This is a genomic window from Arthrobacter sp. 05N429 (assembly GCF_056397045.1).
The window spans coordinates 218,325-231,542 of sequence record NZ_JBFTMQ010000005.1; the positions used below are offsets into that span (position 1 = coordinate 218,325).

Sequence of the window (13,218 nt, forward strand, 5' to 3'; positions counted from 1 at the left end):
GACACGCCTTTGCCTGGACTGCGCATCAGCTGGGGGATCCTCTGAGGCCCCCGTCGCCGTCTCAGCCGAGCAGTTCCCAGACGACGCCGACTGTGGCGCTGATGCTGGACTCGCCGGCCTCCACCGTGAGCGACTCCACTGCGGCGGCCCGCTGCATCTTCGCGACCGGGATGGGCGCCGGGTGGCCGGACTGCTGCTCGAGCGAGACCACGTTGCCCAGGGAAGCGCCGGCGAGTGACGCGAAGTGCCCGGCCGTGGTGAGGGCGTCCTGCCAGGCGGCTTCGCGGGCCCGCGCGGCGACGGCGGCAGGATCGGCGAAGCCGAGCTCCAGCCCGTTGAGCCGGACGTCGTTGCCGCCGGCCGTGACCGCGGCGGCGATGACCTCCGACGATGTTCCCAGTTCCCGGAGCCGGACACTCAGCGTGCTGGATGCCAGATAACCCGAGACGACCTGGCCCCGGCCCTCCTGCCAGTTCACCTCGGCGCGGACATTCAGGCCCGACGTCGTGATGTCCGGATTGGCGACGCCGAACCCGCGCAGTGCCGCGGTGATTGCCGCCGAGACCCGGCCCGCCTCGCCGTACGCCGCGCCGACGTCCTCCCGGCGGCACTCGACGCCGATCGAGAGGGTCAGCAGGTCCGGGGCGGCTTCCGCGCTGCCGGATCCGGTGACTGAGATTGTCCTGGGGCTGTCGGTCATGTCATGCCTCGTTCAGTTGTGGATGTTCGGATCGTGTGCCGGGATCCCGGGCCGGGTTCCGGGTAGCCGCCGGCCTGCAGTCCGGCCCGGCGTTCGAAGAAATTACGCGAGCCGGGGTTGCCCGTCCGGAGCAGGGACCAGCCGGCGGCGAGGAAATACAACGGCAGGAAGGGAAGGCCCAGGCACCAGGCGTACTGGGTGCTGTGGCGCTCCTCGTGCCCCAGCAGCGCAGGGTTGGCCAGGACTTCCTCCGGCCCGGTGCGGAAGAGCACCACATTGCCCACTGTGAAGGCGGCGGCGAAGGGGAGCCGCCAGCGGTAGCCGGTGGCAATCAGCAGTCCCCGTGGTCCTCGGCGAACGGGAGAGCGGGCGCAGCGGGCCAGCAGCAACCCCAGCGGAGTTGTTGCGTTCAGTACATTGGCCAGCTGCCGCAGCCGTTGTCCCGGCGTCATGAGGCCATGCTAGCCGGGGACCCCCGCCCTGCGGGATGGAAACAGTGCTGGATAACTGGATAGCTGGACAGCACTGCAGCCGTGCGTGCGGGCCGCGCCGACGTCCGGGGGAGTGAAAGGGGCGAACGGGAGAGGGGCGCGGGGCACCGTCACGTTCGGGCACCTGAGCCCGTTCAACTAGACTGAAAGGGAGTGCCCGCCGGAGCGATTTTTGGCGTGCCCTGTCCTTTGTCAACGCGCGGGTCCCTGAACCATTTCGAGGGTCCTGCGCCGTTGGCATGAACCGACTCGTAGCTAAGAACAGTAGATGACTGAAACTTTGCCGGGCGCCGGCGTCCCGAATCCCCTGGATGAAGCCGCCATCACCGCCGCCGTAGACCAGGCCGTTGCCGCCATCGCCGCCGCCTCGACGCTCGACGAACTCAAGGCCGTGCGCCTCGCGCACACCGGCGAGAAGTCAGCGCTGAGCCTGGCCAACCGTGAAATCGGCGGGCTGCCGAAGGACCAGAAAGCCGCTGCCGGCAAGCTCATGGGCTCCTCCCGCGGACGCGTCAACAAGGCGCTCGCGGACCGCACGGCCGAGCTCGAAGCCGAGAACGACGCCCGCATCCTGGTCGAGGAGACCGTCGACGTCACGGCGGCCCCGCGCCGCCGTCGTGCCGGTGCACGACACCCGCTGTCCACCCTGCAGGAGCGCGTCGCGGACATCTTCGTCGGCATGGGCTGGGAGATCGCCGAAGGCCCCGAGGTCGAGTCGGAGTGGTTCAACTTCGACGCGTTGAACTTCAAGCCGGACCACCCGGCCCGCGAAATGCAGGACACCTTCTTCGTGGAGCCGCCCGAGGCGCACCTGCTGATGCGCACCCACACCTCTCCGGTGCAGGTCCGCTCCATGCTGGAACGCGAACTGCCCATCTACGTGCTGTGCCCCGGCAAGGTGTTCCGCACCGATGAACTCGACGCCACGCACACCCCGGTGTTCCACCAGTTCGAGGGCCTCGCCATCGACAAGAAGCTCAGCATGGCGGACCTCCGCGGCACCCTGGAGCACTTCGCGCGCCAGATGTTCGGCGACGAGGCCCAGATCCGGCTGCGCCCCAACTACTTCCCGTTCACGGAGCCGTCCGCCGAGCTGGACATCTGGCACCCCGGCGCCAAGGGCGGTCCCAGCTGGATCGAATGGGGCGGCTGCGGCATGGTCAACCCCAACGTGCTCCGCGCCGCCGGCATCGATCCGGACATCTATTCAGGTTTTGCCTTCGGCATGGGCATCGAGCGGACCCTTATGTTCCGCAACGAGGTCGGCGACATGCGCGACATGATCGAAGGCGACGTACGTTTCAGCGAGCACTTCGGGATGGAGATCTAACAGTGCGTATCCCACTTTCCTGGCTGCGTGAATTCGCGCAGGTACCGGCCGGAGCAACGGCCGAAGACGTGATGGCGGACCTGGTCAAGGTCGGCTTTGAAGAAGAAGCCGTCCACCGGCCGACGGACGCCCTGCAGGGCCCCGTGGTGGTGGGCCAGGTCCTGAGCATCGTCAAGGAACCCCAGACCAACGGCAAGACCATCAACTGGTGCCAGGTCCGCGTGGTCCCCGAGGGCCAGCAGCAGAGCCTCACCGGCGAGGGCATCGACCCCTCCGGTGTCCAGGGCATCATCTGCGGCGCCCACAACTTCGTGGAAGGCGACAAGGTGGTGGTCACCCTCCCCGGTGCCGTGCTGCCGGGCAACTTCCACATCTCCGCGCGGAAGACCTACGGGCACCTTTCCGCCGGCATGATCGCGTCCGTGCGCGAGCTCGGCATCGGCGAGGACCACGACGGCATCCTGGTGCTCTCCCGGATCGGGCTGGACCCCGAAATCGGCGCCGACGCCATGGAGCTCCTGGGCCTCTACGACCAGGCCGCGGAAATCAACGTCACCCCGGACCGCGGCTACGCGTTCTCGATCCGCGGCGTGGCCCGCGAGTACGCCCACGCCACCGGCACCTCCTTCACGGATCCGGCGTCGAAGGTCCAGGCTCCCGCGGCCCTGGCCGGGGGCTACGGCGTCAAACTCAACGACGACGCCCCGATCTACGGCAAGCCCGGCTGTGACCGCTTTGTGGCCCGCACCGTCCGCGGCGTCGACGCCACCAGGCCGACGCCCCCGTGGATGTCCTCCCGGCTCCGGCTCGCCGGCATCCGCTCCATCTCCCTGCCGGTGGACATCTCCAACTACGTCATGCTCGAACTCGGGCAGCCCACGCACTGCTACGACCTGGACAAGCTCTCGGGCGACATCGTGGTCCGCAGGGCCGTGGCTGGCGAAAAGATCACCACCCTGGACGAGAAAGTCCGCGCGCTCGACGTCGAGGACCTGCTGATTACCGACGGCTCCGGCGCGATCGGCATCGCCGGCGTGATGGGCGGCGCCGCCACCGAGGTCAGCGATTCGACGTCGAACGTCCTCGTTGAGGCAGCGCACTTCGACGAGGTGTCCATCGGACGCTCGCGCCGCCGCCACAAGCTGCCGTCCGAAGCGTCCAAGCGCTTCGAGCGCGGAGTTGACTGGCACGTGGCCGGCACCGCCGCGCAGCGCGTCGTTGACCTCCTGGTCGAACTCGCCGGCGGCACCGCGGATGAGGCAGGGACCGACGTCGGGACCGCCCCGGACACCGTTACGGTCGAGCTGCCCGCAACCTTCGCCGCGGAACGGATCGGCATCGACTTCACCGAGGAACAGATCGTCACCTCGCTTGAGGACCTGGGCGCCGTCGTGGTGAAGAACGACGGCGGCTACACCGTGACGGCCCCGAGCTGGCGCAATGACCTGGAAACCAAGGAGGACCTCTCCGAGGAGATCGCCCGGCTGGTCGGCTACGACCAGATCCCGGCAAGCCTTCCCGTGGCGCCTCCCGGCCGCGGCCTGACCCGCGTCCAGCAGCAGCGCCGGCGCCTGGTCCAGGCCCTGGCCGCTTCCGGACTCACCGAAGTCCTGGCGTACCCCTTCGTCTCCAAGGCCGCCAACGACACGTTCGGCGTGTCCACGGAAGGAACGCCCCGCAAGGCGCTCAAGCTGGCCAACCCGATCAGCGAGGAGCAGGGCTACCTGCGCACCTCTATCCTGCCGGGTCTGATCGACGCCGCCAAGCGCAACCACTCGCGCGGCTTCCGCGACCTGGCGCTTTTTGAGGCCGGCCTCGTGTTCCTGCCGGGCGACACGCTCGGCACGGCGTCGATCCCGCCGCTTGGCGTCAAGCCCGGCGATGAGGTCCTGGACGGCCTGTACGACGGCGTCCCGGACCAGCCGCTGTACGTCGCCGCTGTGCTCACCGGACACGACTCGCCGGCCGCCGCAGCGCACACGCCCCGGGCGTGGGACTGGGCCGACGCGCTGGACATCGCCAGGACCGCCGGCGACGTGCTCGGCGTCGAGATCGTGATCAGCCAGGGGCAGCACCAGGCCTTCCACCCGGGACGGACCGCCCAGCTGGCGCTCCGCACCGGCGAGGTCCTGGGCTTCGCCGGCGAGCTGCACCCGAAGCTGCTGGCCGCGCACGACATGCCCGAGCGGTCGGTGGCGATCGAATTCAACGCGGACGCGCTCTTTGAGGCGGCCGCCGACGTGATCGTCGCCCGGCACATCTCCACGTACCCGGTAGCCACCCAGGACGTCGCCCTCGTGGTGCCGCAGGAGGTCCCGGCGGAAGAGGTACTCGCGGCCCTGCGCGAAGGCGCCGGCGAACTGCTCGAAGACGTCGCACTCTTCGACGTGTACGAAGGCAAGGGCATCGAGGACGGCAAGAAGTCGCTGGCCTTCAGCCTGCGCTTCCGGGCCATGGACCGCACGCTGACCGCGGACGAGGCATCCGCGGCCCGCGAAGGCGCTGTTGCTGTGGCCCACGAGCGCTTCGGAGCAGTCCAACGCTAAAGCAGACGGGCCTCAGAGGAACCCTCGCCGTCGCCGGAATCACCGTCCGGTCCATTCGTCTTGCCGACGTCGGACCGGACGGTGAGGTCTTTCTTGGTGCCGCCGAACGCGCACGCGCCGCAGGCTTCAAGGATCCGGGGACCCAGCGGGACTTCTTGGCCGGCCGGATCGCGTTGCGGGAATTCGCCGCCGGAATCCTGGGAGTGCGCCCCGCGGAACTGACTGCCGCGTATTCCTGCCCGGAGTGCGGGACGGGACCGGAGCTTGACCACGGCCGGCCTGGCTTCCTGCTTAGTGGTGCCCCCGCCGGCCTGCTTTTGAGCCTTTCCCGCAGCCGTGGCTGGGCGCTGCTGGCCGCGGGTCCTGCCAGTGCGGCCGGTGCGATCGGCGTCGATCTGGAGCACAGCTCCGGCGTCGGGTTCCCGGGGTTCGACGACGTCGCCCTCACCCCTGCGGAACAGCAGCGGCTCGCGGCGCTGGCGCCGGAGGAGGCGATGCCCTGGCGGGCAGCCGCCTGGGCGCGCAAGGAGGCCCTGCTGAAGGCACGCGGCACCGGGCTGCGGGTCGATCCGGCCACGGTGGAGGCCTTCGCGGAACTCCCTGACGGCGCCGTCGTCGTGGACGTCGACACCGTTGACCTGGACCTGCCGGCCGGCTTTGTCGCCGCGCTGGCCGTCGTCGGAAGGGTCTAGCAGCCGCAACCAGGCTGGGAACCCCTCCTGTTAGCGCTTTTTCCGGTGGTGAGCCGATGCTTGCCGGGGTTGTTTTAGGGCACACTGGTGGCGTGAGCGGAATCCGGTGGGTGCTGCACGTCGATCTCGACCAGTTCATCGCGGCGGTCGAAGTGCTCCGGCGCCCGGAGCTCGCGGGCAAGCCGATCATAGTCGGCGGGCGGGGCGACCCCACGGAGCGGGCTGTGGTGTCGACTGCATCCTACGAAGCCAGGGCGTTCGGCGTTGGTTCCGGCATGCCGTTGCGCATTGCGGCCCGGAAGGTGCCCGACGCGGTGATCCTGCCCGTCGATCACGAGGCCTACCTCGCGGCGTCGGAAACGGTGATGGCTACCCTGCGCGCGCAGACTGGAGCCACGGTGCAGGTGCTGGGATGGGATGAAGCCTTTGTAGGCATTGAGACAGAGAATCCGGAAGCCTACGCCCGGCAGGTGCAGGCCGCGGTCTTGGAGCAAACGCAGCTGCATTGCAGCGTGGGCATCGGCGACACCCTGGTTCGGGCCAAGGTCGCCACCGGTTTCGGCAAGCCGGCCGGCGTATTCCGTCTCACTGCGGGGAACTGGCTCGACGTTATGGGCGGCCGGCCCACCAAGGACCTGTGGGGCGTCGGAACCAAAGTGTCGGGCCGGCTGGCCAAACTCGGCATCAACACAGTCGCCGAGTTGGCCGCCTCCGACCCCCAGGACCTGGTCCCGGAGTTCGGGCCCAGGATGGGTCCGTGGTACGCGGAGCTCGGACGCGGGGACGGCACCAGCGTCGTGGACGACACCCCGTGGGTTGCCCGCGGACACAGCCGGGAGACCACCTTCCAGAGGGACCTGACCGAGCCCGCCCAGGTGGACGACGCCGTGCGGGAGCTGACTGCGCGTGTCCTTGAGGATGTTGTAGCCGAAGGGCGGCCTGTTCTTGGGCTGACCCTCAAGGTCCGGTACGCGCCGTTCATCACGAAAACCCACGCGCGGAAGATTCCCGAGACATTCGACCGGAACGAAATCCTCACGCAGGCCCTGGACCTCGCAGCCGGAATCGAAGCGGGCCGTCCCATCCGGCTTTTGGGCCTGCGGGCCGAGATGACAATGCCCGACGACGCCCGAAAGGGACATACGCCGACGCGCGGCGGTTGGTGACGGCGTCGTTCGCCTGAAAAGTCGGAACCCCGCGGACAGTGCTTTCCTTGACCTGAACAGCTTTATCTGGGGAGCCACATGAAACGCGGTCCGGATTCCAGGAATGCCCGCCAGGCCCTTGCTGCCTCATTCGCGATAATCGCTTCCCTGGTCCTCCTGATGGTTCCCATGTACACCAAAGTAGAACTCAAGACTGGTGAGCCAGGGCAGATTAGCCATCCGACCCTGCTTGAAACGGCGGGGCCATCTATCCTGCTGGTGTCAGTCCTTCTTCAGTTCCTCGGCGAGCATCACGATGATGCCGCTGGGACCGCGGACGTAGGTGAGCTTGTAGACGTCCTTATAGTTCGCCACGCCGCGTAGAGGATAGCAGCCGTGCTTCGCAGCTATCTCAAGGGCTTTGTCTATGTCGTCGACCGAGAAAGCCACGCGGTGCATACCAATCTCGTTGGGACGGGTGGGTTCCGATTCGATCGCTTCGGGGTGGATGTACTCGAAGAGTTCAAGCCGACCGTGCCCGTCCGGCGTTTGGAGCATCGCTATGTTGGCGTGGTTGCCGTCAAGGCCGACAGCAGTGTCGGTCCACTCGCCACTGACCGTGTCACGGCCAACGACCGTGAGCCCGAGGTCGGTGAAAAAGGAAATCGTTGCTTCGAGGTCGCGAACGGCGATACCGACGTTCTCAAGTTTGATGGCCATGCGTTGAAGCTACCAAGGCGGACCGATTAGCTCCAGAGGCGGCAAGGCCGGCGCCCCTCGTCGAGGGCTTCCTCCAAGGCCTCCTGCTCCTGAGTAGGTGGCCGGCCATGCGTATCTGCAGTTTCAGCCGGCCGCCGGCAACGGCGGCAGGGCCTCCTGATACAGCCACGGGTGCAGCAGGGACTCGGTATCGAGGCCGGTCGCGTGGTCCGCGGTGAGAATGAACTGCTGTGTAGAGACGGAGCCGTGACGGTTCTGGCTTGCCCAGTCGTGCAGCAGCGAGAAGAACGCCAGGTCACCGCAGCGCAGGCGCAGGGCATGCAGCGCCAGGGCGCCGCGCTTGTAGACCCGGTCGTCGAACATCAGCTCGGGGCCGGGGTCGCCCACGAGCAGGTCCTGTTTGCCGGCGGCGAGCTTCCGCCAGGCTGCGGCGGCCCGTCGGGCCACCGTCATGACACCCGCCTCTTCGGACCAGATCCACTCGGCGTAGCAGGCAAATCCCTCGTGCAGCCAGATGTCCTTCCAGGACGCCGCCGTCAGTGAGTTCCCGAACCACTGGTGGGACAGCTCGTGCGCGATGAGCCGCTGCGACTCCCAGTCCTGCCCCAGATGGTTGGGGCCGAAGATCGACAGGCTCTGCGCCTCCAGCGGGATCTCCAGTTCATCTCCCGCCACCACGACGGTGTACTCGGCGAACGGATACGGGCCGAAACAATCGATGAAGGTGCGCATCATCTCGGGCTGCCTCGCCAGGCCCTCGCGGGCCGCCTCCGCCAGCTCCGCCGGAACAGCCGCATACTGGGGCACCTGAACCGCCGGACGGGCGGGGTTGAGCGCCAGGAGCTCGTAGCGGCCGATCTGGACCGTGGCAAGGTACGTGGCCATCGGCTCCGACTGCTCGTAGACCCAGGTCTCGCGGCTGGACCTGGTGGTGCGCGAGACCAGGATCCCGTTGCACACAGCCCGGTAGTTCGCGTCCGTGGTCACCGAGATCCGGTAGCTGGCCTTGTCCTTCGGGTGATCGTTGCAGGGGAACCAGGACGGTGCGCCGTTCGGCTGGCCGGCCACCAGCACCCCGTCGGTGAGCTCCTCCCACCCCACTTCGCCCCACAGCCCGCGGCGGGGAGAGGGGTTCCCCTCGTAACGGATGTCCAGCGTGAATTCCTCACCGGGCAGCAGGGCGGCTTCGGGGACGACGACGAGCTGGTCGGCGCGGTGGCTGAATCTCCGGACCCTCCGCCCTCCAAGCTGGATCTTGGTGGCCCGGAGCCCGGTCAGGTCCAGCACGATGGCCGACGTCGGGCGCTGCGTCACTGCGTGCACCACCGCCCGCCCGTTCAGGCGGTTGCTGCTGAGCTTGTAGTCCAGATCGAGTTCGTAGCGGGTGACACGGTAGGCATCCGTGCCGTGGCCCGGCAGGTACGGATCGGGGGAGCCGGCAGTATCGTCCGAGGGCAGGCCGCTTCCGCTGCCTGGTGCGACAGTGGAACTCGGTGGCGTGGAACTCATCAACCGTCTTTCGGGATTGCAGGGGCGGGAGGTACGGGGCGGGCTACTTCAGTTTGGGGACGGGCGCGGCCGGTCCGCCCCAAGGGCTCACCGGATTGCCCATCCAGTACGTCCCGGCGGGCACCGTTTCACCCCGCATCACGAGGGACGCAGGGCCCACCGTGCCGCCTGTGCCGATCCGGGCCTGCGGGAGGATGACTCCATGCGGTCCCATCGTTGCCCCGTCATCGAGCGTAACAGTGTCAATGCTCATGACCCGATCGTGGAAGAGATGGGTCTGGACCACGCAGCCGCGGTTCACCGTGGAGTTCCGGCCCAGCGTGACGAGGTCAGCTTCGGGCAGCCAGTAGCTTTCGCACCAGGTGCCCGCGCCGATCTTGGCACCCAGGGCCCGGAGCCACCAGACCAGGGCCGGGGTGCCGCTGGCAGAGCGGGCGAACCAGGGGGCGCTGACCATTTCGATGAAGGTGTCCACCACCTCGTTGCGCCAGATGAAGGAGCTCCACAGCGGATGCTCGCCGGGCTTGATGCGCCCGACCAGCAGCCACTTCGCCACGACGGCGCTGCCCGCCGCCACGGCGCCGGCGAGGAGGATTACGACGCCGCCCAGCAGGGCAGCGACGCCGTAGTTGAAAACGGTTGCGAGCCAGTCGAAGGCGAGGAAGACCCCGGCGGCGACCGCGACCGTGGCCACCACGGGGACAAAACGGCACAGCTCCCACAGGGCCCGGGCAACCTTGAGCTTCGGCGGCGGCTGGTAGGTCCGTGTGTCGTCGGAAGCGATGGCAGTGCGCCGGAGCCGGACCGGCGGGCTGCCCAGCCAGGAGGTCCCGGATTTCGCCTTGGCCGGAGTCGCCGAGAGCACGGCCACGAGGGAGTTCTTGGGCACGTTGCGGCCGGCGGCGGTCATGCCGGAGTTGCCAAGGAAGGAGCGTTTGCCGATTTTGGCCGGCGCGATCCGCAGCCAGCCGCCGTCGAGCTCGTAGGACGCCACCATCGTGTCGTCGGCCAGGAAGGCGCCTTCGCCGACCGTGGTCATTTTGGGGATCAGCAGGACAGTCGAGGCCTCCACGTTTTTGCCGATTTTGGCGCCGAGCAGGCGCAGCCAGGCCGGGGTGAAGAGGCTGGCGTAAATCGGGAAGAGCAGGTCGCGGGCCAGGTCCAGGACCCGCTCGGTGGCCCAGACCTGCCAGCCGATCCTGCTCCGGACCCGGTAGTACCCTTCGGCCAGGCCCACGCCGAGGAGCCTGGTGGTCAGGAGTATCAGCACAAGGTTGGACAGGAACCAGACCAGGGCCGCCGGCGGAAGGGACAGCAGGAGCTGCGGCAGTGCCGCGCCGAGCGATTCGCTGCCGCGGATGAAGCCAAAGACCACCAGCGCCGCGGCGGCGGCGGAGACGTAGGGAATCAGGGCCAGGACGGCCGAGGCGGCCGCGAAGCCGGTGAACCAGAGCCGGCCGATCAGCGGGTGGGCCGGGGGAGTGTCCGGCCAGGAGTGTTTGGCCTTTCCCCGCCGCTCGGCCGGGGACCCGGCGACGAGGTGCCCGGCCTTGACTTTGCCCAGCACGGCCGAGCCTGGTTCCACCTTCGCTCCGGCGCCGATCGTGGCCCCGGGCATAAGGGTACTGCGTGCCCCGACTGTGGCGCCGGGACCGACGTGGATGGCCCCGATGTGGACGATGTCGCCGTCGATCCACCAGCCGGACAGATCGACCTCGGGCTCCACATTGCAGCCGCTGCCGAGCGACAGCAGGCCCGTGACGGGCGGCAGCGAGTGGAGCTGGACGTCGTTGCCGATTTTGGCCCCGAGGGCCCGGGCGTAGTACGGCACCCAGGGAGCGCTGGCCAGACTGATGGCACCGGCCAGGTCCTGGATGTGTTCGGCCAGCCAGAGGCGCAGGTGGACCCGGCCTGACCGCGGGTACGTTCCCGCCACCACCTTGCGGAGCAGCAGGCGGGCGGCGGCGACGGAGATCAGCATCCGGCCCGCCGGGCTGACGAAGACGAGCCAGGAGACGCCCACCCACCACCAGGACACCGTGGGGGCTGCCGTGAACCCGGCGAAGGAGGCGAGCAGATTGTTCGCCGCCATCAGGTACGTCAACCAGCGCATGCCCACGAGGATGTGCAGGGGAACACCCATCAGGGTCTGGAAGACCTGTGACCTGCGGGCCGTGCGCCGGACCGTGCGTTCCGGGGCCGGGCCCGCCCCGCCGTCGGGCAGGGACTGGCGCGCGACGTCGATGAGCGCCCCGATCCGGGGAGTGGCGTAAATGTCAGCCACAGTGATGGTGGGGTAGCGGACGCGAAGGGCGGAGACGAGCTGCGCGGCGGCGAGGGAGCCGCCTCCGTAGGCGAAGAAATCGGCGTCGAGGCTGGACACAGTGCTGCCCAGCACGGCACCCCACTGCTCCACGATCCAGGTTGCGTCGTCCGGCAGGTTCAGCGGGGCCGCTGCGGTGTCGGCGGCTCCGGCGCCCGCCAGGGGCCACGGCAGCGCGTGCCTGTCCACCTTGCCGCTGGTCTTGGTGGGCAGCGAATCAACCACGGTCAGCAGCGGGATCAGCGGGGCCGGCAGGCTGTCGCCGAGCAGCTCCCGGGCGGCGGCCAGATCGAGGTCCCGGCCCCCGGCCGGGGCCAGGTAACCGACGAGGATCTGGTTGCCGGCCGCCGTCGTCTGCACCGCGGCCGCCGCGCCCGCGACATCCGGCAGCGACTGCAGGGCGGCGTCGATCTCGCCGAGTTCGATCCGGCGCCCGCCGAGCTTGACCTGTTCGTCGGCGCGGCCCTGGAAGATCAGGCCCGCGGCCTCGTAGCGGACCAGGTCGCCCGAGCGGTAGGCGCGCGCCCAGCCCAGCGACGGCATGGGGGCATATTTCTCGGCGTCCTTCGCCGGGTCCAGGTACCGAGCCAGGCCGACGCCGCCGATGATCAGTTCGCCGACTTCCCCCTCCCCGACCGGCAGGGAATTGGCGTCCACGACGGCGAGGTCCCAGCCGTCCAGAGGCAGGCCGATCCGTACCGGACCGGGACCGCCGAGCGGTGCCGCGCAGGCGACGACGGTGGCCTCGGTGGGCCCGTAGGTGTTCCAGACCTCGCGGCCTTCGACGGCGAGCCGCTCGGCGAGGTCCGGCGGGCACGCTTCGCCGCCGAAGATCAGCAGGCGGACGCTTTCGAGGGACTCCACCGGCCACAGCGCGGCGAGGGTGGGCACCGTGGAAACTACCGTGATGCCGTGGCTGATCAGCCACGGGCCAAGGTCCATGCCGGTCCGGACCAGGGCCCGGGGCGCCGGAACGAGGCAGGCGCCATGCCGCCACGCGAGCCACATTTCCTCGCAGGACGCGTCGAAGGCGACTGAGAGCCCGGCCAGGACACGGTCCTGCGTCCCGACCGGATCGGCCTGCTGGAAGATCCGGGCTTCGGCATCGACGAAGGCCGCCGCAGAGCGGTGCTGCACCGCCACGCCTTTGGGGGTCCCGGTGGAACCGGAGGTGAAGATGACCCAGGCGTCGTCGTCCGGGCCGGGAAGCCGCGGCCCGGGAAACGGGCGGGGCCGCTGCCCCTCCGTCACAATCTCCCCGGCTCCGCGTAATATCCCGGCGACCCGGGCCTCGCCGAACACGAGCCTGGCCCGCTCCTCCGGGTCGTCCGCGTCCACCGGGACGTACGCGGCCCCGACCATCAGGATGGCCAGGATCGAGACGTAGAGCTGGTTGGTGCCGGAGGGAATCCGGACCCCGATTTTGTCGCCGGCACCGAGGCCGGCGAGGTGCAGCTCCTTCGCCTTGGCCCGGACCGCAGCCAGAAGCTGGGCGTAACTGAGTGATTCGTGGCCGTCGTCGAGGGCGGAGGCATCCGGGAAGCGCGCGGCGGTGTCCTGCAGGATGTCGACCAGGGTCCGCTCCGGCGGCGCGGCCAAGGACCCCGGAAGCTGCGGCCGGAACGCCGGGCCCACGGTGGCGAGGGCCTGCGGAGGGCCGCTGTGTTGCGCTTGCTGATCAGTCACAGGGGGATCGTCTCCGGCTTAGGTGAACGGAAGGTGTCCGGGTTCGCTTTGTGTTAATACTCCGCCACTGTTCGGA

The 13,218-nt window shown here is 68.8% G+C and carries 9 protein-coding genes; 4 read left to right on the forward strand and 5 right to left on the reverse strand.

Annotation, left to right across the window (positions count from 1 at the left end; translation table 11 throughout):
* Window positions 1-61 precede the first annotated feature (61 nt).
* Both AC1DF4_RS11815 and AC1DF4_RS11820 read right to left on the reverse strand, forming a co-directional pair.
* A complete protein-coding gene (locus AC1DF4_RS11815) occupies window positions 62-700 on the reverse strand; it encodes an SIMPL domain-containing protein (RefSeq protein WP_476913065.1) in 639 nt (212 codons plus the stop codon).
* The gene (locus AC1DF4_RS11820) at window positions 697-1,152 is read right to left on the reverse strand and encodes a hypothetical protein (protein ID WP_476913066.1); all 456 of its coding nucleotides are present in this window, start codon (window positions 1,150-1,152) and stop codon (window positions 697-699) included. The genes AC1DF4_RS11815 and AC1DF4_RS11820 overlap by 4 nt, the downstream gene beginning before the upstream one ends.
* Window positions 1,153-1,459: 307 nt before the next feature.
* Between AC1DF4_RS11820 and pheS the strand changes: the two genes are divergently transcribed.
* From pheS to AC1DF4_RS11840, 4 genes are all read left to right on the forward strand, one after another.
* Complete coding sequence (gene pheS / locus AC1DF4_RS11825) at window positions 1,460-2,521, forward strand: phenylalanine--tRNA ligase subunit alpha (RefSeq protein WP_354351708.1); 1,062 nt, start codon at window positions 1,460-1,462, stop codon at window positions 2,519-2,521.
* A 2-nt stretch (window positions 2,522-2,523) separates the two neighbouring features.
* Window positions 2,524-5,067, forward strand: coding sequence for a phenylalanine--tRNA ligase subunit beta (gene pheT / locus AC1DF4_RS11830; protein WP_476913067.1), 2,544 nt, complete (start codon window positions 2,524-2,526; stop codon window positions 5,065-5,067).
* A 155-nt stretch (window positions 5,068-5,222) separates the two neighbouring features.
* Window positions 5,223-5,759 carry a 4'-phosphopantetheinyl transferase family protein gene (locus AC1DF4_RS11835; protein ID WP_476913068.1) on the forward strand — a complete coding sequence of 179 codons (537 nt, stop codon included), beginning with the start codon at window positions 5,223-5,225 and terminating at the stop codon, window positions 5,757-5,759.
* Between the two features lie 56 nt (window positions 5,760-5,815).
* Window positions 5,816-6,925, forward strand: coding sequence for a DNA polymerase IV (locus AC1DF4_RS11840; protein WP_476913069.1), 1,110 nt, complete (start codon window positions 5,816-5,818; stop codon window positions 6,923-6,925).
* Window positions 6,926-7,186: 261 nt separating this feature from the next.
* On the opposite strand, the gene AC1DF4_RS11845 is transcribed toward AC1DF4_RS11840, so the two are convergent.
* The 3 genes from AC1DF4_RS11845 to AC1DF4_RS11855 all read right to left on the reverse strand — a co-directional run bounded on the left by AC1DF4_RS11845 (window position 7,187) and on the right by AC1DF4_RS11855 (window position 13,091).
* A complete protein-coding gene (locus tag AC1DF4_RS11845; RefSeq protein WP_476913070.1) occupies window positions 7,187-7,624 on the reverse strand; it encodes a VOC family protein in 438 nt (145 codons plus the stop codon).
* A gap of 123 nt (window positions 7,625-7,747) precedes the next feature.
* Complete coding sequence (locus AC1DF4_RS11850; protein WP_476913071.1) at window positions 7,748-9,133, reverse strand: M1 family metallopeptidase; 1,386 nt, start codon at window positions 9,131-9,133, stop codon at window positions 7,748-7,750.
* Window positions 9,134-9,176: 43 nt separating this feature from the next.
* Window positions 9,177-13,091: a Pls/PosA family non-ribosomal peptide synthetase gene (locus tag AC1DF4_RS11855; protein ID WP_476913097.1), complete on the reverse strand. Its 3,915-nt coding sequence runs from the start codon at window positions 13,089-13,091 to the stop codon at window positions 9,177-9,179.
* Window positions 13,092-13,218 lie beyond the last annotated feature (127 nt).

What these genes read in the sequence shown, in the direction of transcription:
- pheS (WP_354351708.1), top strand. Translation starts at nt 1,460, where the DNA reads ATGACTGAAACTTTGCCGGGCGCCGGCGTCCCGAATCCCCTGGATGAA.
- AC1DF4_RS11815 (WP_476913065.1), bottom strand. Translation starts at nt 700, where the DNA reads ATGACCGACAGCCCCAGGACAATCTCAGTCACCGGATCCGGCAGCGCG.
- AC1DF4_RS11845 (WP_476913070.1), bottom strand. Translation starts at nt 7,624, where the DNA reads ATGGCCATCAAACTTGAGAACGTCGGTATCGCCGTTCGCGACCTCGAA.
- AC1DF4_RS11840 (WP_476913069.1), top strand. Translation starts at nt 5,816, where the DNA reads ATGCTTGCCGGGGTTGTTTTAGGGCACACTGGTGGCGTGAGCGGAATC.
- AC1DF4_RS11820 (WP_476913066.1), bottom strand. Translation starts at nt 1,152, where the DNA reads ATGACGCCGGGACAACGGCTGCGGCAGCTGGCCAATGTACTGAACGCA.
- AC1DF4_RS11850 (WP_476913071.1), bottom strand. Translation starts at nt 9,133, where the DNA reads ATGAGTTCCACGCCACCGAGTTCCACTGTCGCACCAGGCAGCGGAAGC.